At 63.1% G+C, this 16351-nt stretch carries 14 protein-coding genes; 6 read left to right on the forward strand and 8 right to left on the reverse strand.

Features of this window, described 5'->3' with window-relative positions; translation table 11 throughout:
* Positions 1-41: 41 nt before the first annotated feature.
* Genes ACR30Z_RS01340 through mtrA form a run of 3 tightly spaced genes read right to left on the reverse strand, consistent with a single transcriptional unit; the run spans position 42 to position 4370 of the window.
* Positions 42-1760: an LpqB family beta-propeller domain-containing protein gene (locus ACR30Z_RS01340; protein ID WP_144649946.1), complete on the reverse strand. Its 1719-nt coding sequence runs from the start codon at positions 1758-1760 to the stop codon at positions 42-44.
* Entirely contained in the window at positions 1757-3724 is a 1968-nt protein-coding gene (gene mtrB / locus ACR30Z_RS01345) for an MtrAB system histidine kinase MtrB (protein WP_434371014.1), read from the reverse strand. Before mtrB ends, ACR30Z_RS01340 begins: the two co-directional genes overlap by 4 nt.
* On the reverse strand, positions 3696-4370 hold the full coding sequence (gene mtrA, locus ACR30Z_RS01350; RefSeq protein WP_144649950.1) for an MtrAB system response regulator MtrA: 675 nt from the start codon (positions 4368-4370) through the stop codon (positions 3696-3698). Before mtrA ends, mtrB begins: the two co-directional genes overlap by 29 nt.
* A 222-nt stretch (positions 4371-4592) precedes the next feature.
* On the opposite strand from mtrA, the gene ACR30Z_RS01355 reads away from it, so the two are divergent.
* From ACR30Z_RS01355 to ACR30Z_RS01380, 6 genes are read left to right on the forward strand one after another with little or no spacing between them, the layout of a single operon-like run.
* A complete protein-coding gene (locus ACR30Z_RS01355) occupies positions 4593-5852 on the forward strand; it encodes a hypothetical protein (RefSeq protein ID WP_434371015.1) in 1260 nt (419 codons plus the stop codon).
* 23 nt (positions 5853-5875) lie between these two features.
* The gene (locus tag ACR30Z_RS01360; RefSeq protein ID WP_434371016.1) at positions 5876-6514 is read left to right on the forward strand and encodes a DUF4129 domain-containing protein; all 639 of its coding nucleotides are present in this window, start codon (positions 5876-5878) and stop codon (positions 6512-6514) included.
* A complete protein-coding gene (locus tag ACR30Z_RS01365) occupies positions 6511-7713 on the forward strand; it encodes a DUF4350 domain-containing protein (RefSeq protein ID WP_434371017.1) in 1203 nt (400 codons plus the stop codon). The genes ACR30Z_RS01360 and ACR30Z_RS01365 overlap by 4 nt, the downstream gene beginning before the upstream one ends.
* A complete protein-coding gene (locus ACR30Z_RS01370) occupies positions 7710-8777 on the forward strand; it encodes an AAA family ATPase (RefSeq protein ID WP_434371018.1) in 1068 nt (355 codons plus the stop codon). Before ACR30Z_RS01365 ends, ACR30Z_RS01370 begins: the two co-directional genes overlap by 4 nt.
* A 32-nt stretch (positions 8778-8809) precedes the next feature.
* Positions 8810-10102, forward strand: a complete 1293-nt coding sequence (locus tag ACR30Z_RS01375; protein ID WP_144649960.1) for a DUF58 domain-containing protein — start codon at positions 8810-8812, stop codon at positions 10100-10102.
* A 20-nt stretch (positions 10103-10122) separates the two neighbouring features.
* Positions 10123-10845, forward strand: coding sequence for a DUF4166 domain-containing protein (locus ACR30Z_RS01380; RefSeq protein ID WP_144649962.1), 723 nt, complete (start codon positions 10123-10125; stop codon positions 10843-10845).
* A gap of 102 nt (positions 10846-10947) precedes the next feature.
* Here ACR30Z_RS01380 and ACR30Z_RS01385 read toward each other — a convergent pair whose 3' ends face one another.
* The 5 genes from ACR30Z_RS01385 to ACR30Z_RS01405 all read right to left on the reverse strand — a co-directional run bounded on the left by ACR30Z_RS01385 (position 10948) and on the right by ACR30Z_RS01405 (position 16324).
* Positions 10948-11982, reverse strand: coding sequence for a hypothetical protein (locus tag ACR30Z_RS01385; protein ID WP_434371019.1), 1035 nt, complete (start codon positions 11980-11982; stop codon positions 10948-10950).
* A gap of 3 nt (positions 11983-11985) precedes the next feature.
* Positions 11986-12375, reverse strand: a complete 390-nt coding sequence (locus ACR30Z_RS01390) for a chorismate mutase (protein ID WP_144649966.1) — start codon at positions 12373-12375, stop codon at positions 11986-11988.
* Positions 12376-12528: 153 nt separating this feature from the next.
* Positions 12529-14235: an ABC transporter ATP-binding protein gene (locus ACR30Z_RS01395; protein WP_144649968.1), complete on the reverse strand. Its 1707-nt coding sequence runs from the start codon at positions 14233-14235 to the stop codon at positions 12529-12531.
* Positions 14232-15230 carry an ABC transporter permease gene (locus tag ACR30Z_RS01400; protein WP_434371020.1) on the reverse strand — a complete coding sequence of 333 codons (999 nt, stop codon included), beginning with the start codon at positions 15228-15230 and terminating at the stop codon, positions 14232-14234. The genes ACR30Z_RS01395 and ACR30Z_RS01400 overlap by 4 nt, the downstream gene beginning before the upstream one ends.
* 2 nt (positions 15231-15232) lie before the next feature.
* Complete coding sequence (locus ACR30Z_RS01405) at positions 15233-16324, reverse strand: ABC transporter permease (protein WP_144649972.1); 1092 nt, start codon at positions 16322-16324, stop codon at positions 15233-15235.
* Between the last annotated feature and the right edge of the window lie 27 nt (positions 16325-16351).

A 16351-nucleotide genomic window follows, 5' to 3' on the forward strand; every position in this document is an offset into this window, starting at 1 on the left:
CGGACACTATGTGGACAACAAAGGTGAACTGCTCGGCGAAATCAGCCGGGGAAAGCTGGTTCTGTGGGCCCCTTCAGCTGGAGCTCCCAGCCGTTTCCAACGCGTTGGAAGATGCCGGCCTCGGCTTGGCCGTAAATTTGTTCGGAGCCATTTCCAGCGCTGATGCTCGTCAACCCGTCCCAAGGTGCCAACTGTTGCGGTTCTCCCGACGCCAGCGAGAGCAGCTCCGGCACAACTGTCGCCGTAGCCGAACCGGACATAACGGCCACTGTGGAGCCGTTGACCCAGACACCCTGGTCGGCTGCGCCTGTGCTGAGCAGCGTGATGGGGGCTGTGAGGTCCTTGGGAACGCCGTCCGGGTTGCGGACGATCCCTGTGATCTGGACCGTCGTCTTGCCATTCGCTTGGGAGATAACCAACGCCCGCGTACCTTCACGGGAAACCCGGAAGTCCTTGACTGTCCGGCCGGAGAGCCAGGAAGGCGTGATGGTGACATTCGGAATTGCCATGCCCGGTGCTACGCCGGTGGGCTTGTAGGCAACTATTTCCGCTGCCCCGTTGGCACCCGGACCCGCAGTCCACACCCAGTCGTGGGGACTGAAGGAAGGACCCGTGAGAGTGGCCCTGGTGGTCAGTTGACGTGCTGGCTGTCCAGGCTCAATGGAGTAGAGCGTGGTCCGGTCACCGTTCAGGAATGCAGCAGTCTGCGACACCGGCGACTCTGCCGGTGAGTGTGGTCCCAGTCCGGCCACCGACTGTATGTCCGGGAGGGGGGTGACCCTGTTATTTTCGTACCGCACCAGATCGCCGTTGTTTACAGCGATTTGGCGTGCGGGAACAGTCTTGTCCAGCACGGGTGGCAACACCGTGCCGTTGTCTTCAACCCGTACCAAGTCCTGATCTGCGCGCAATTGGACGTTGATGACGTCGGGCTGGCTCCGGAAAGTCAGCGCCAGTTGGTTTTGCATCCTCTGGCGGTCCTCCGCAGAGGCGTCAAACAGTTCCTTGGCGGAGAGGTCCACCTGTGCTGCCCCGGAAACAACGGGAACGGATTCCCGCGCGAGCTTCATCCCCGAGGGGAAAGCGCTGACGACCGCACCCCTTAGGTAGGGTGCCGGACCGGCAAGCAGTGCACTTGTCATGGACTTCACCGTGTTCTTCTTGATGAACCACCTGTAGTCGGGTACCGCGTAGGTAAAGGTCGGGTCATAGAAATAGATGGGATTCGCCCCGTAAATGACCTTGAATGTCTCCTCCGCGATGGCTGTACCGTCCGGAACCTTCGAGATGCGCCATTCTCCCTCGACCTGCTCAAGCGTCAGCGGAATGGTCTCCTTGGTGCCCGGCGGAAACTGGGTTGCAACGCCGTCGGCATCCACCGAATAAGCCAGATCGAGTTCGAAGAGGTACTCATTTTCCACGGCTGACTTGACCACCTGGGCCTCACGGAAAACGATGGCTCGCTTGTCTGGCTTCCACGTCACCGACTGTGCTTGTGTCAGGAACTGACGTGCCACAGGATAGTCGTCTTCGTAGCCGCTGCCGGCCATATAGAAGTCCTCAATGACCGTCTCGGGACTGGACCCGGCCCGAGGGGCTGCCGGAAAGAAGACAGGCGCGTTGGGATTCCCGGCGCCTTCGTCCTTGCTCTTGCCCACGGGACCGGAGCGTGGAATCTGCGCACAGGATGCGAGGAGGAAGACCAGCGCAGCTAAAACCGCCACGAAGGCCTTCATCCGCCGGGTCCGCCCCTTGCTCATGACACCTCCCCAGGTTCGTTTCCAGTTGTCGAGGGCTTCCCACCGTCGGCGTGGGACTGGTGCGGGGCGCCTCCCGGCCCTGTTCCCAGTACCAGCATCTGGCGTTCGCTCGGCGAGCCAGGAAATTCGATGTCTGCCGGTTCAAGCTGTAGAGGCGACTTCACAATGGTCCCTCCTTGACGGAGCGGCAATGTCAAGCGGAAGTTGGAGCCGGATCCCTTGCGACCCCAGGCCTGGAGCCATCCGTTGTGCAATTTGGTGTCCTCGGCCGCGATGGAAAGGCCCAATCCGCTGCCTCCGGTAGTCCGGGCCCGCGCAGGATCTGCCCGCCAAAAGCGGTCAAATACCCGGGCTGCTTCAGCTTGGCTCATACCGATTCCGTGGTCCCTGACTGATACCGCCACGGCATCGTGGTTGGCCGCGACAGAGATGTGGATCGGTTTGCCTTCCCCGTGCTCCAAGGCGTTGAGGAGCAGGTTGCGGAGGATACGGTCGATTCTTCGGGAATCCATTTCCACCACGATGCTCTTTTGCCGGGCGTTCAACCGGACTTCCGAGCCGTACTCTGCTGCGACCGGTGCTGCACCGTCGATGACATGCGAGATCACTTGGAAGATGTCCTGTGGTTCCGCATCCAGAACAGCAGCACCGGCGTCGAAGCGCGAAATTTCCAGCAGATCCGACAGCAGGGACTGAAAGCGCTCCACCTGGTGGTAAAGGAGCTCTGCGGATCTTTTGTTCATGGGGTCGAAGTCTTCGCGTGCCTCGAAGAGCACCTCGGCTGCCATGCGAACGGTGGTCAGCGGAGTCCGCAGTTCATGGGACACATCGGAAACGAAGCGTTGCTGCATCTGCGACAACGTGGCCAGCTGGGTGATCTGTTCCTGGAGGCTGGCGGCCATGTGGTTGAAGGAGGCGCCCAATCTGGCGACCTCGTCTTCTCCCTTGACCACCATGCGTTCCTGCAGTTGGCCAGCCGCGAGTTTTTCTGAAACCACGGCAGCATGGCTGACGGGGCTGACGACGTTACGGGTCACGTACCAGGCGATGGCGCCGATCATCAGGACCAGGGCTGCCCCACCTGCCCACAGGACGTTCTGGATTTCATCCAGGGTTTGCTGGGCTGTGTTGAGATCGTAAATAAGGTAGAGCTCGTAGGCCGTCCCGTTGAAGGTGACCAGGTTTCCCACTGCAATCCCGGGGCGGTCCTCGTTTCCTACCGGGAACTGGGTAGAGGCCCAGAACTGCTGCTTGCCACCCTCTTGGACAGCCTTCCGCAGCTCAGGTGGGATGACACGGACTGTCAGTTGGTCCGAGGCACGGGACTCGACCCAGCGGTTTCGGGGTTTGGTCTGTTCCGGTTTCGCTTCAAAGACGTAGCGGCGTTGGATCACTGAGCCCCTGCCCTCCACGGCAGTCAGGGTGTCGTAAACCAGGGTGATGACGCTGGACTGGTCGGTGACCTGCGCGCCGTCGAAAGTGTCTTGGACCTGTTTGACGTTATAACGCGACTCGGACTCAGCTTGGGCCAGACGCTCCTGGAAGAGGTTATTGGCGATTTGGTTGGAGAGGTATGCACCGACGATGGCGAAAGACGTCACCGCCAACAGCAAAGTGGTGAGGACCGTACGGAATTCCAAGGACCGCCGCCAGCGCCGAAGCAGGGAGCGCCACAGGAAGCGCAGGCCCGGCCGGATCTGCCGGACGCCGATGGCGACCAGACGCGACACCCGAAGGACCAAAATAAGACCGCGACGCGTCCAGATCCGCGCGCGGGTAACCAGCCAAGGCAGGTTACGGACCTGACGGCGAGACTGTTCCTGGGATGCTTCGGGGGTCGTTGGCGGGGCCGGTGCCTCCTGCTGGACACCGGCCGCTTCAGAACCCTTGGAAGTGGGGTCGTTGCCTGCCGTGCCGGACTTGCCGACCGGAGACTCAGGAACCTGCTTTATATCCGACACCACGCACCGTCAAAACGACCTCGGGCGCTTCCGGATCGCGTTCAATCTTGGAGCGCAGACGTTGGACATGAACGTTGACCAATCGTGTGTCGGCGGCGTGGCGGTAACCCCACACCTGCTCAAGCAGCAGCTCACGGGTGAAAACCTGCCAAGGCTTCCGCGCCAGGGCCACCAGGAGATCGAACTCAAGCGGTGTCAGCGAGATTCGCTCGCCACCGCGGGTCACCAAGTGACCTGCGACGTCGATGGTCACGTCCGCAATACGCAGAGTTTCAGGGGCCTTCTGTTCGCCCGGCCGCAGTCGGGCGCGGACTCGCGCCACCAGTTCAGCAGGCTTGAAGGGCTTGGGCACGTAATCGTCCGCGCCGGATTCCAGACCGCGGACCACGTCCGAGGTATCGGACTTTGCCGTGAGCATCACGATGGGAACGTCCGACTCGCCACGGATCTGCCGGCACACCTCGATGCCGTCGGAGCCTGGCAACATGAGGTCCAGAAGCACCAAGTCAGGCTTGGAAGAGCGGAACACTTCCAGGGCTTGGCCGCCATCTGCGCAGAACACCGGCTCGAAGCCATCATTGCGCAGGACGATGCCAATCATCTCCGCGAGTGCTTCGTCGTCGTCAACTACCAGAATGCGTGCCTTCATAGTTATATATTCCCTTATCACCAAGTCTTTGTCCCGTTGGGCACGGCGCCCGGCATGGCGCCCCAAGGGCACTTCCACCGTACTGCACCCCGGCCTGGGTTCGCCGGGAAGGACGGTCGGTCGGTGGGCTATGAGGGACGACGGCGGGACTATAGGCTGGGTGCGAAGGTCCGTAGGGGGACGTCGGATGTCGGCGGGCCGGGTCTCATGGGGAGGATATCGGTGTCACAGCCAGAGCACGGCCAAAATCCATCGTCGGGTGGTCAGCCCGGTTGGACCAACCAACCGCAGTGGGGCAACCAGCCGCAGTGGGGTGGACCCCAGGGATGGGCGGCCCCGCAAGGTGGCGGGCAGTACAGCCAGGGCCAACCCGCTCCAGGGTGGCCTTCCGGACCTCCCTACGGACAGCCCCTCTACGTCGCTCCCCCAAAGCCGGGCGTCATTCCCCTGCGTCCCTTGCAGTTCGGCGAAATCCTGGACGGCTCTTTCCAATCGATCCGTCGCAATGCCGCTTCAATGTTTGGCTCCGCCCTGATCGTTCAAGCCATCGGGGCCGTTTTCATCGGCATCGTCACCGTGGGAATGTTCCAGCTGTCCATGTCCCTTGAGAACGTGAGTTCGGAGGCCGAATTCACCGAAGCCATGGGCCCCTTCCTTGCCATCATGGCCGGAACCTTGGGGGTCTCTGTTCTGATCGGCTTTCTTGGGTCTGTCCTCCAAGGCGTGTTGGCAGTACCGGTAGCCCGTGCCGTCCTCAACCGAAGGACCGGCTTCAAGCAGATGTGGAAGCTCGCCGGCCGGCGCATCTGGCCGCTGCTGGGCGTTGCGGTTTTGCTGACGCTGGGTGGGTTGCTCGCGGCAGCCGCAGTGATCGGGATCGCGGTATTGCTGTTTACGGCCATGGGTCCCGCCGCGCTGCTGGTAGTCCTTCCCCTGGGGCTGGGTTCCATAGTGTTTTTCGTCTGGATTGCCTTGAAATTGATGCTGGCGCCGGCAGCCATTGTGGTGGAACGGACCGGCGTGTACGACGGACTGCTCCGCTCCTGGCACTTGACCAGAAACAATTGGTGGCGCATCTTCGGGATCACCCTGGTGGTCGCCATCATGGTGGGAATCATTGCCCAGATCGTCCAGATCCCGGCTTCCTTGGCCGCTGCCGCCATCGGACAGGTGATGGCACCCCACCCGGACCCGGAGACGGTCGCCTCCACCTTGGTCGTCACTACGGTGATCTCCACTGCTATCGGAGCCCTGGTGGGGTCTGTGACGTTCGCCTTCCAGTCCTCGGTTTCCGCATTGCTCTACATGGACCTCCGGATGCGTCGGGACGGCTTGGATGTTGAGCTGATGCGGCTGATGGAAACAGGCGCAGATCCGGATGGAATACCGGGCGCTCCGTCCGGCCTGCCCCGAAACGACACCTGGCCTCCTCACGGCGGCCACTTTCCGCCCAGTGTCCCCGGGCAGCGACCTCCGGCATGAGGGCAGCCCCGATGGAACCGCCCGTGACGCCCGACCGAGACGAAGCGCGGCGCTGGGCAGCAGAAGAGTTATCAAAATCCCAATACCCTGACGCGCAGCCCGGCTGGCTGGACCAACTGTGGCGGGACTTCCTCGACTGGCTTGCATCCCTGGAGGGCGACGGAACAGGGACAGAGCCCAATCTTGCTGTTCCCATGATTGTGGCCCTGGCCGTGGCACTCATCATCGTGGCCATCTTTGTGGTCCGGCCTCGGCTGAACGCACGACGAAAGACACCGCACGCAGACATTTACGGGGATGACAGTACCGTCGATGCTGACGGATACCGGAGACGAGCGGGAACTGCAGCTGACGACGGCGACTGGCCGGCCGCCGTCGTCGATCAGTTTCGCGCTCTTGTACGCTCAGCCGAAGAGCGTGACGTGATTGACGTCCGGGCCGGGAGGACCGCAGACGAGGCCGCCGGACAGTTGGGGCAGGTATTTGGTGCTGCACAACGTCGGTTGGATGACGCCGCCCGTCTCTTCGATGCCGTGCGTTACGGCGAAGAGGGCGCGACGAAGGCCGACTACGAGAGACTCCGGCAGTTGGACACCGACCTGCTTGCAATGAAACCCGATTTCGCGGGACAGGCGCAGGAGAGATTTGCGGTGCCCCGATGACCACACCCCTCATGGACACAACACGCCGTCCGGACGATACGGCGCCTCCCGAACGATCCTCGATGCAGGGTTTCACGGCCTGGTTCCGTAAACACTTGGTCTGGATTGGGATCGGCGCCCTGCTGGCTGGCCTGGTGACCTATCTCGCCATCGCCAGTGTCTCCGGCGCCAAGGACCCACGGCCGTTGTCCGCCCGGAATCCAGCCCCGGATGGCGCCATGGCCGTAGCCGAAATCCTGGGGCGCCAAGGCGTGTCCATCGCGCCGACGGACACCCTCAAGGACACCCTGTCTGCGTTGTCAGGCAAAGACAATGCCACAGTCCTCCTCTACGACCCCAAGGGCTTCCTGGATCAATCACAGGTGGAGGACCTCACGGCTGCTGCAGACCGTGTGGTGGTGGTGAAGCCGAGGCTCAGAACCCTCAACGGGCTTGGTCCGGAATTCCGGCCGGGTGGCGTGGTTCCCGAAGCGACCAGGGTCATGGAGCCTGCCTGTGGGCAGGAAGACGCCGAGGCAGCAGGAAGCGTCTCCGCGCAAGGTTCCGTTTATTCGGGGCCCGTGGTCTGCTACTCCCCCCGCGGCAACGGACCGGGCCTGTATGCGGCGTCGTCCGATGGGCGCGTCATTGTCCTCGGTAGCACGGACTTGCTGGACAACCAGCACCTCACAACAGAGGGAAACGCAGCCATTACCTTGCGTACTCTGGGCAACAACCGCGACCTGGTTTGGTATATCCCGGGTGTTGAAGACGTCTCCGCGACGACTTCCACTCCGACGCTCAGCGAACTGGCACCCCCGTGGTTGGCTTTCGCCGGTCCGTGGTTGGCCCTCGTGGCGGTGCTGGCCATTGCGTGGCGTGGCCGGCGAATGGGACCTCTCGTTTTCGAGCCCCTCCCCGTCGTGGTCAAGGCCGCTGAAACTGCGGAAGGCAGGGCTCGCCTTTACCAGGACTCACGGTCTGTGGGAAGGGCCGCCGACAACCTGCGGGCTGGAACGTTGACCCGTCTTGCCCGGCATTTCAATCTCGGCGCCGACGCCACCAGGGCAGCAATCGTGGACGCTACTGCCCATCGCTTGGGGCGGCCGGCCTCTGAAGTACGGTCGGTCCTGATCGACCTCACGCCCGAAACCGAAGGGCAACTGGTTCAGTGGGCCCAACACATCGAACGAATGGAACAGGAGGCGACCGCCCGATGAGCAGCCAGCCGAACAGCTATACGGACAGCAACAGCCACTACGCGGGCGGTACGACGCCCCAGGGGACGCAGCAAGGAAGCAGCGCTTCGGAGAACGGCCACGGTCACGCCGCTGAAGACCCGGCACGACAGTCGCTGCTGAATGTCCGGGCCGAAGTGGGCAAGGCTGTCGTCGGCCAGGATCCCACCGTCACGGGCATGCTCATTGCCCTTTTGTGCGGCGGTCACGTCCTCCTGGAGGGCGTACCTGGCGTAGCAAAGACTCTCTTGGTGAGGGCGTTGTCCACTGCCTTGAGCTTGGACACCAAACGCGTCCAGTTCACTCCCGACCTGATGCCGGGAGACGTCACGGGGTCGCTGGTCTACGACTCCCACTCCTCCGAGTTCACCTTCCGGGAAGGTCCAGTCTTCACGAACATCATGCTCGCGGACGAGATCAACCGCACCCCGCCCAAGACGCAGGCCTCCCTCCTGGAAGCCATGGAGGAGCGTCAGGTGTCGGTCGATGGTGTGTCCCGCCCGTTGCCGAGTCCTTTCATCGTGGCGGCCACGCAGAACCCCGTGGAATATGAAGGAACCTATCCCCTGCCGGAGGCCCAACTTGACCGGTTCCTCCTCAAACTGACCATGCCGCTGCCCGGAAGGGCGGAGGAAATCGAGGTCATTCGTCGCCATGCCGGTGGCTTTGATCCGCGAAATCTCGCCGCAGCCGGCGTACGGCCGGTGGCTGGCGCCGTCGAACTTTCCGCTGCGCAGGCGGCGGTAGCGCAGGTGACTGTGGCCCCTGAAATCCTCGCGTACATCGTTGACATTGTCCGTGCCACAAGGACTGCGCCGTCGTTCCAGCTCGGTGTCTCCCCCCGTGGAGCCACCGCGCTGCTCAACACCTCCAAGGCTTGGGCGTGGTTGTCCGGCAGGTCGTTCGTCACTCCGGACGACGTCAAGGCGTTGTCGTTGCCGTGCCTTCGGCACAGGGTAGGGCTCCGGCCGGAAGCACAGATGGATGGTATCCAGGTGGACGACGTCCTGGGCAGCATCCTCGCATCCGTCCCGGTGCCTCGGTGAGCTCTTTACCGGCCACGGCCAAGGTGGCCTGAATGTACATCACGGGTCGTTTTGTAGTGCTGGCCCTGGCGGGATTGGTGCCGTTGGTGCTGCTTCCTGCGTGGAGCACCGTCCTGTTGGTGGTCGCTGGCCTGCTGCTGGTGCTCATGGTTGACCTCGTGGCGGCAGCCTCGCCGGCGAAGCTCGCACTGGAACGAAAGCAGCCAGGAAATGTGACGCTTGAGAGCAGCGTGGATTCCGAGCTGAGTGTCACCAACGGCACCGGGCGGAAGCTGCGGGCTCAAGTCAGGGATGGGTGGCAGCCGTCCGCAGGCGCCGTCAATCCTGCCCAGTCCTTGGTGGTCCCGTCCGGCGAGCGTCGCCGGATGACGGTGACCTTGGTTCCGCGGCGTCGTGGTGATCTCACAAGCCCGCACGTGACCATCCGCTCGCTGGGGCCGTTGGGCCTTGCGGGCAGACAGCGAACACGCGTACTCCCGGGCCAGTTGCGGGTCCTTCCACCGTTCCACTCGAAGCGCCACCTGCCCTCGAAGCTCCGGAAGCTCAGGGAACTGGATGGCCGGGCCGCGGTCCAGATCCGCGGCGCGGGAACAGAGTTCGACTCCCTCAGGGACTACGTCCGCGGCGATGACGTCCGTTCCATCGACTGGCGTGCCACCGCACGCCGCACGTCAGTAGTGGTGCGAACCTGGCGTCCGGAGCGTGACCGCCGGGTGGTCATTGTGCTCGATACTTCCCGAACAGCAGCCGCCAGGATTGAGGACGAGCCACGGCTGGACACGGGCATTGAGGCTGCGTTGTTGCTCGCTGTGCTGGCTGAACGGGGCGGGGACCGCGTTGACTTCCTGGCCTATGACCGGAGGCTTCGCGCCCGGGTCGATTCGGCGTCGAAAGGCAATCTGTTGGGACAACTGGTCCAGGCCATGGCCCCTTTGGAAGCCGAACTCATAGAACTGGACTGGCAGCAGATCCCGGGGCAGGTACGGACCGTCTCGGCGCACCGCTCGCTGGTGGTGCTGTTGACGGCGCTCGACGGCGGCGCCCCCGAAGAAGGTCTGCTCCCCACGGTGGCGCAATTGTCCCGCCTGCACGTGGTGGTGGTTGCATCGGTACGGGATCCGTTGCTCAAGGAAATGAAGGAGCAGCGGACCACGGCAAGCCAAGTCTTTCGGGCAGCGGCTGCCGAGCGTGCGCTGCTGGAACGTGCTGCAGTCATGGCACAGCTCCGGCAGCTCGGAGCCGAAGTGGTGGACGCCGAGCCACTTGACCTGCCGCCCCTTCTGGCCGACACCTACATCCGGCTCAAAGCAGCCGGTCGACTCTAGTTTCCTCAGGAAGGACTGCCATGAACGCCCCCATCTATCGGCTGGCACTCGGCGATGATTTCTCCAAGCTGGCGCCGGAGCTCCAGGAGTACTTTTCGCTGGCGGCAGGTACAGGATCCTATGGGATCGGCGAAGGAGTGTTCGACGTTGTGGGTTGCCGGCAGAAATGGCTGCGCCCCCTGCTGGCACTTACTGGAGGTGAGGAGGCTTTCTTTCCCGAATATGGCGAGGGCATCCCGTTCCGGATTGAGAACCATGCCCACGTGGATCCTTTCGGGCGTCCGGCCCTGACTGCCCGGAGGGAGATCTACTTCCCATCCGGGACAAGGTTGTTCCACGATACGACCAGCGCCATCACGACCCAGCACGACCAAGGTGGCGGCGAACCGGCCCGTTTAGTGGATCACGTAGGCCGCTATCGGCGGCTGGTGACGGATTTGGACGTCAGTGTCACCGCTGAGGGCCGGCTTCGTGGTGTTTCCAAGGAGAGCCGCCTCTTCCTGGGTCCGCTGCGCATTCCTTTGCCGGCAGCCCTGGACGCCCGGGCCTATGCCGAGCAGTGGTGGGATAAGGACGAGGGAAAGCACCGCATCCAGGTCAAGGTCATTCAGCCGCAAATCGGTTTGGTGCTGGTGTATGCCGGACGCTTCGACTACAGGCTGGCACCTTACCTTCCAGGGGCCGCACCCGGAACGACGCTCCCCCGGTACGCGGAACCGGATCGCTGGGAGAAGCGGATCTAGCCTCACCCAATAAGCCTTATTCCCGTCAGCTTGGTTCCGGTCAGCCCTGGTTCCCGTCAGCCTGGTTCCGGTCAGCCCTGGTTCCCGTCAGCCTGGTTCCGGTCAGCCCTGAGCCAGCTGGTCCAGTCCATCGGCCACTTGCGTGAGCCTGGTCAGGATGTCCGTGGCTGCTGAGGGCTTGAGGTGTGCCAGTCCTGTAGATGGCGTGACGCGGATTCCCGAGAGCCCCGATGCCGGCAGGCCCAGCTGGCGCCACGGCTTCCAGATGCTTTCAACGACGTCCCCGGTCCGTGGCAGTTGCGCCTGCCCAACCCAGGTTGGCATCGCACCGGCCCACACCCGTTTCCCGGCTTCGACACCGGCAGCGAGCAGCTCCCACTGGCGGGTGGTCAGGGCTTTGAGCGGGACAGCGATGCCGTCCGCACCTGCGGCAAAAATCCGTTCGATGGGCGCTTCGATCTCCGGTACGGACACAACGGTCTCGAAGGCGCCCGCGGCCTGCAGTGCGTCGATCACCAGTCGCCATGCTCCTGTCACTTCCTCACCCGGGATGGACCGCAGCGTGCGGTAACCACTCGCGGTAGGGATGGTCCCGGCCATGACGGAGGCGATCTCCGGTTCGTCGATCTGAACCACTATTCCGGCGCCCGGTACTGCTGCCGAGATCCGGCGGAGGTGCTCCGCGACCCCCGCAGCCAAGGACTCGGCGATGTCGCGGCGGGCGCCGTAATCCAGGAGGGCTCGTTCGCCATTGTGCAAGTGAAGACTCGCGGCAAGGCTCATGGGTCCCATCAACTGAATTTTTAGTTCACCCGCGGACACGTCCTCCATGCCGGCGACGTCGGCCAGGATGTTGATGTCCGTTGCGAGGGCCGAGTGGGCGCGTTGGGCATCCTTGCCCGGCCTGTCCACCAAGCGCCAGCCGTGGGGCTGCACATCGATGGCCAAATCCACCAGCAGGGAGCCCGAACGGCCAACGGCGTCCGAACCTATCCCCCGATCGGGAAGTTCGGGCAGGAAAGGAAGATGGGGATCGCCCAACTCTCCCCGGATAATCCGGGTTGCTTCCGCGGGATCGCTGCCGGGCCACGGCCCCAGGGCCGTGGCGCTGGCGCGCAGGTCGTTCTCAGGCGACACGGATCACGCCTGCTGGCTGGAGATCTGGTGATCCTCGGCGATGGCCTCGTGGTGGCGGATCACTTCGCTGATGATGAAATTCAAGAACTTCTCCGCAAAGGCAGGATCAAGGTGCGCATCTTCCGCGAGACGGCGCAGCCGTGCGATCTGGGCAGATTCCCGGCCCGGGTCGCCCGCAGGAAGCTTGTGGGTGGCCTTGAGGATTCCAACTTTCTGGGTGGCCTTGAACCGCTCGGCGAGGAGGAAGACCAGTGTGGCGTCAATGTTGTCAATGCTGGACCGGATGGACAGCAGTTCCTCCATGACGGCACGGTCCACGTGGCCGGCCAAGGAGCTCGCTGCCGGGTTGAAGGAATCGACGTCATGGGGAAGGGCGTTGTTCTGCTCGGTCATGCATCCCAGTCTATGGTGTGGGGCGTTACCGTCGTGGGTGTTACCTGCCGGTGGAGGGGTGGTAGCGCGAGAAGTTCGAGGGCAGTTTCCCGGAGCACAGAAAGGTGCGCCCCTCGCAAAGAGGGACGCACCTTCGCTTCTTCCGAAGGCGGCCTAGCCGCGCAGCAGCGCGCGGTGCGCTTCCCGCCGTCGTGCTTGTTCGTCAGGGTCTGGAACCGGCAGCGAAGCTATCAGCCGCTTGGTGTAGTCGTGCTGGGGCGAACCCATCACGTGGTTGCCGATCCCCTGCTCCACCAGCTGGCCTTTGTACAGCACGCCAACCCAGTGGGCCAACATATCCACCACCGCGAGGTCGTGGCTGATGAAGAGCGCCGCAAAGCCGAACTGCTCCTGGATGTCCTTGAACAAGTCCAGGACCTTGGCCTGCACTGAAACGTCCAGTGCGGACGTGGGTTCGTCGGCGATCAGGAGGCGCGGGTTGAGCGCCAACGACCTCGCCAGGGAGGCGCGCTGCCGCTGCCCGCCGGAGAGCTCGTGCGGGTAGCGTTGCGCGTACGACGCCGGCAGCTGGACTGACTCGAGCAGCTCACCAACCTTCTTCCTCGCCTCAGCTGCGCTGGGCTTGGTGTGGATGATGAGCGGCTCGGCGACGCACTCACCGATGGTGAGATGCGGGTTGAACGACGCCGCCGGGTCCTGGAAAACGAAGCCGATGTCCTTCCGCAGTGGACGGAACGACCGCTCCTTGAAGTCCAGCATCTCGTAGCCAAGAACCTTCAGGCTGCCACCCGTGGTGCGCGTCAGTCCTGCAATGGCCCTGCCGATGGTGGACTTTCCGGAGCCGGACTCCCCGACGAGTCCGAACACTTCGTTCTCCGAGACCGTGAAGCTGACGTTGTCCACGGCCTTAAAACCGTTCCTGCCGAACCGCCCCGGGTATTCGATGGTGAGGTTCTTGGCTTCCACCAGGACCTGGCCGTCCTGGTGGAGCCGGCCCCGGGCACCCTCCGAGGCCGAATGACGGCCAAGGTGCGGCACGGCTGCCAGGAGCTTCCTGGTGTACTCCTGCCGAGGTTCGGCGAAGAGGGTCCTTGACGGGGCTTCCTCCACTACGTCGCCCTGGTACATCACCACGACGCGGTCAGCCAGGTCGGCAACCACACCCATGTTGTGCGTGATGAGCACAATCGATGTCCCATAGTTGTCCCTGAGGTCGCGGAGGAGCTGCAGGATTTCGGCTTGGACTGTGACATCCAGTGCAGTTGTGGGCTCATCTGCCACGATCAGCCCGGGGTTCAGGGCGAGCGCGGCAGCGATGACCACACGTTGTTTCTGGCCGCCGGAGAACTGGTGCGGGTAGTAGTTAACCCGCGTTTCGGGATCAGGGATTCCCACCTTGCGCAGTGCCTCGGTGGCCCGTTTTTTGGCCTCTTTCGCGGAGACGCGGTGCCCGTCCGTTGAGTGCGCCCGGATACCTTCGGCGATCTGCCAGCCCACCGTAAACACCGGGTTCAGGGCTGTGGACGGTTCTTGGAACACCATGGCGACGTCGCGCCCGCGGATCTTTCGGAGCGTGGACTTGCTGACGCTGATCACGTTGTTGCCGTTGATGACCACCGCGCCGGAACTGATGGCCGTTTCCGGGAGCAGGCCAAGAATGGTCTTGGCCGTCACTGTCTTGCCGGAGCCCGACTCCCCCACGATGGCAAGGACTTCACCGGCTTTGACGTCAAGGCTGACGTCGCGCACTGCGTAGACGTCACCACCATCGGTTGCGAAGGTGACCTTCAGCCGGTCAACAGTGAGGACAGGCTGGGCGGAACCGGCGTCGTCGGAGATGTGTCCGAGGTTGGTGGTCATGGCTTACCTGCCTCTGAAGGTGTTGACTGCGTTACTGGTGCTGCCGGGGTTCGACCGGCGCGCTTGCGTCCCCTGATCCGGGGATCGTTGAGGTCATTGATGCTTTCGCCCACCAGCGTCAGGCCAAGAACGGTGAGCACGATCGCGATGCCGGGGAAGACGCCTGTCCACCAAATGCCGGAGGAGGTATCAGCGAGCGCCTTGTTGAGGTCGAATCCCCACTCGGCGGCGGACGTCGGCTCGATGCCGAAGCCCAGGAAGCCCAGTCCGGCCAGCGTAAGGATCGCCTCGGAGGCGTTGAGGGTGAACATGAGCGGCAGGGTTCGTGTGGCGTTCTTGAAGATGTGCCGTCCGATAATGCGCAGGCTGGACGCCCCCAGGACCTTGGCCGACTCGACGAACGGTTCGGCCTTGAGGCGAATGGTCTCAGCACGAATCACCCTGAAGTACTGCGGTACGAACACCACGGTGATGGAGAAAGCACAAGAAAAGATGCCGCCCCAGAAGCTGGATTGTCCCCTGCTGATGACAATGGAAATGACGATCGCCAGGAGCAGGGTGGGGAAGGCGTAAATAGCGTCCGCCACCACAACCAGGACCCGGTCCAGCCAACCGCCGAAGTATCCGCTGAGCAGGCCGAGGGCAACGCCGAGGAAGAGGGACATGACCACGGACACCACGATGACCGTCAGGGCCGTCTGGGAACCCCAGATGACTCGCGACAGGACGTCGTAGCCGCCCACAGTGGTGCCCAGGAGGTGCTTGCCGCTTGGAGCCTCCTGGGTGGGGAAGGATCCCGACCCGTCGCTGAGCTGGGAGTAGCCGTACGGTGCGAGCAGTGGAGCGAAGATGCTGGTGAGGATAAATAGTCCGCTGAGGACTACTCCCACGATGAGCATGCCTCGCTGGAGGCCCACGCTCTTCTTAAGGTGCGAGACCACCGGGAGCCGGGAGAAGAGCGGCTGCCTTGGCGGCGTCAGTGCAGGAGTGCTCATGGTCAGTACCTCACTCGGGGGTCGATGAGCGCGGCGATAATGTCCACGATGAAGTTGGTGACGGCAACGATGATCGCCAGCAACACAACGATGCCCTGAACGGCCACGAAGTCCCTGGCGTTCAGATACTGCACGAGTTGATACCCCAGCCCTTTCCATTCGAACGTGGTTTCCGTCAGGATGGCGCCGCCGAGCATCAGTGCGATCTGCAGGCCCATGACAGTGATGATGGGGATGAGCGCCGGCTTGTAGGCGTGCTTGGTCACCAGGCGGAACTCACTGACACCCCTGGAGCGCCCGGCCTCGACGTAGTCCTTCCCGAGCGTCCCAATGACGTTGGTGCGCACCAGGCGAAGGAACACACCCGCGGTGAGCAAACCCAGGGCGATGGCCGGGAGGACTGCATGGGCGGCGATGTCTCCCAGCGCCGCGAAGTTTCCGCTGCGCAGCGCATCCAACCAGTAAATACCTGACGGCGCGGCAAGGGCACTCATGGCCAACTCCGTCCGAGTGGAGGCGCGGCCTGCTACCGGGAACCAGCCAAGCCACACGGAAAAGGTCAGCTTGAGCAGCAGTCCCGAGAAGAAGACGGGAGTGGCGTAGCAAAGGATCGCGAAGAACCTCAAGAGGGCATCGGGAGTCTTGTCCCGGTGTTGAGCAGCGATGAGTCCGAACGGGATGCCCACTGCAAGCGCCACGATCAGCGCGTTGATGGAAAGCTCCAAGGTGGCCGCGCCGAACGTGGTCAGTACTTCCACCACGGGACGGCGGTCGGTAATGGTTGTACCGAAGTTGCCGGTGATGAGCTGGCCAAGGTATTCGAAGTACTGGACCAGGACCGGCCGGTCGTAGCCGGCGTCATGGATTCTCTGGGCCAGGACGTCCGGGGGCAGACGTCCCCCCTGCGATGCCGTGATGGGATCGCCGATGACCCTCATCAGGAAGAAGACCAGCGTCACAAGGATAAAAACCGTTGGAATGATCAGGAAGAACCTGACCACGATGTATCTGCCGAGGCCTCCCCCGGCTTTGGACTTGCTCTTGGGAGCAACGATGCCGGGCTCCGCCTCTGGCACCTCAATAAGTGTTGTCATTTGTTACCTGCATTTCCTGCCCGTGGA

This window comes from Paenarthrobacter sp. FR1 (assembly GCF_051106045.1).
GTDB lineage: Bacteria > Actinomycetota > Actinomycetes > Actinomycetales > Micrococcaceae > Arthrobacter > Arthrobacter nitroguajacolicus_A.

What these genes read in the sequence shown, in the direction of transcription:
- ACR30Z_RS01340 (WP_144649946.1), bottom strand. Translation starts at nt 1,760, where the DNA reads ATGAGCAAGGGGCGGACCCGGCGGATGAAGGCCTTCGTGGCGGTTTTA.
- mtrA (WP_144649950.1), bottom strand. Translation starts at nt 4,370, where the DNA reads ATGAAGGCACGCATTCTGGTAGTTGACGACGACGAAGCACTCGCGGAG.
- ACR30Z_RS01365 (WP_434371017.1), top strand. Translation starts at nt 6,511, where the DNA reads ATGACCACACCCCTCATGGACACAACACGCCGTCCGGACGATACGGCG.
- ACR30Z_RS01370 (WP_434371018.1), top strand. Translation starts at nt 7,710, where the DNA reads ATGAGCAGCCAGCCGAACAGCTATACGGACAGCAACAGCCACTACGCG.
- ACR30Z_RS01375 (WP_144649960.1), top strand. Translation starts at nt 8,810, where the DNA reads ATGTACATCACGGGTCGTTTTGTAGTGCTGGCCCTGGCGGGATTGGTG.
- ACR30Z_RS01380 (WP_144649962.1), top strand. Translation starts at nt 10,123, where the DNA reads ATGAACGCCCCCATCTATCGGCTGGCACTCGGCGATGATTTCTCCAAG.
- ACR30Z_RS01390 (WP_144649966.1), bottom strand. Translation starts at nt 12,375, where the DNA reads ATGACCGAGCAGAACAACGCCCTTCCCCATGACGTCGATTCCTTCAAC.
- ACR30Z_RS01395 (WP_144649968.1), bottom strand. Translation starts at nt 14,235, where the DNA reads ATGACCACCAACCTCGGACACATCTCCGACGACGCCGGTTCCGCCCAG.
- ACR30Z_RS01400 (WP_434371020.1), bottom strand. Translation starts at nt 15,230, where the DNA reads ATGAGCACTCCTGCACTGACGCCGCCAAGGCAGCCGCTCTTCTCCCGG.
- ACR30Z_RS01405 (WP_144649972.1), bottom strand. Translation starts at nt 16,324, where the DNA reads ATGACAACACTTATTGAGGTGCCAGAGGCGGAGCCCGGCATCGTTGCT.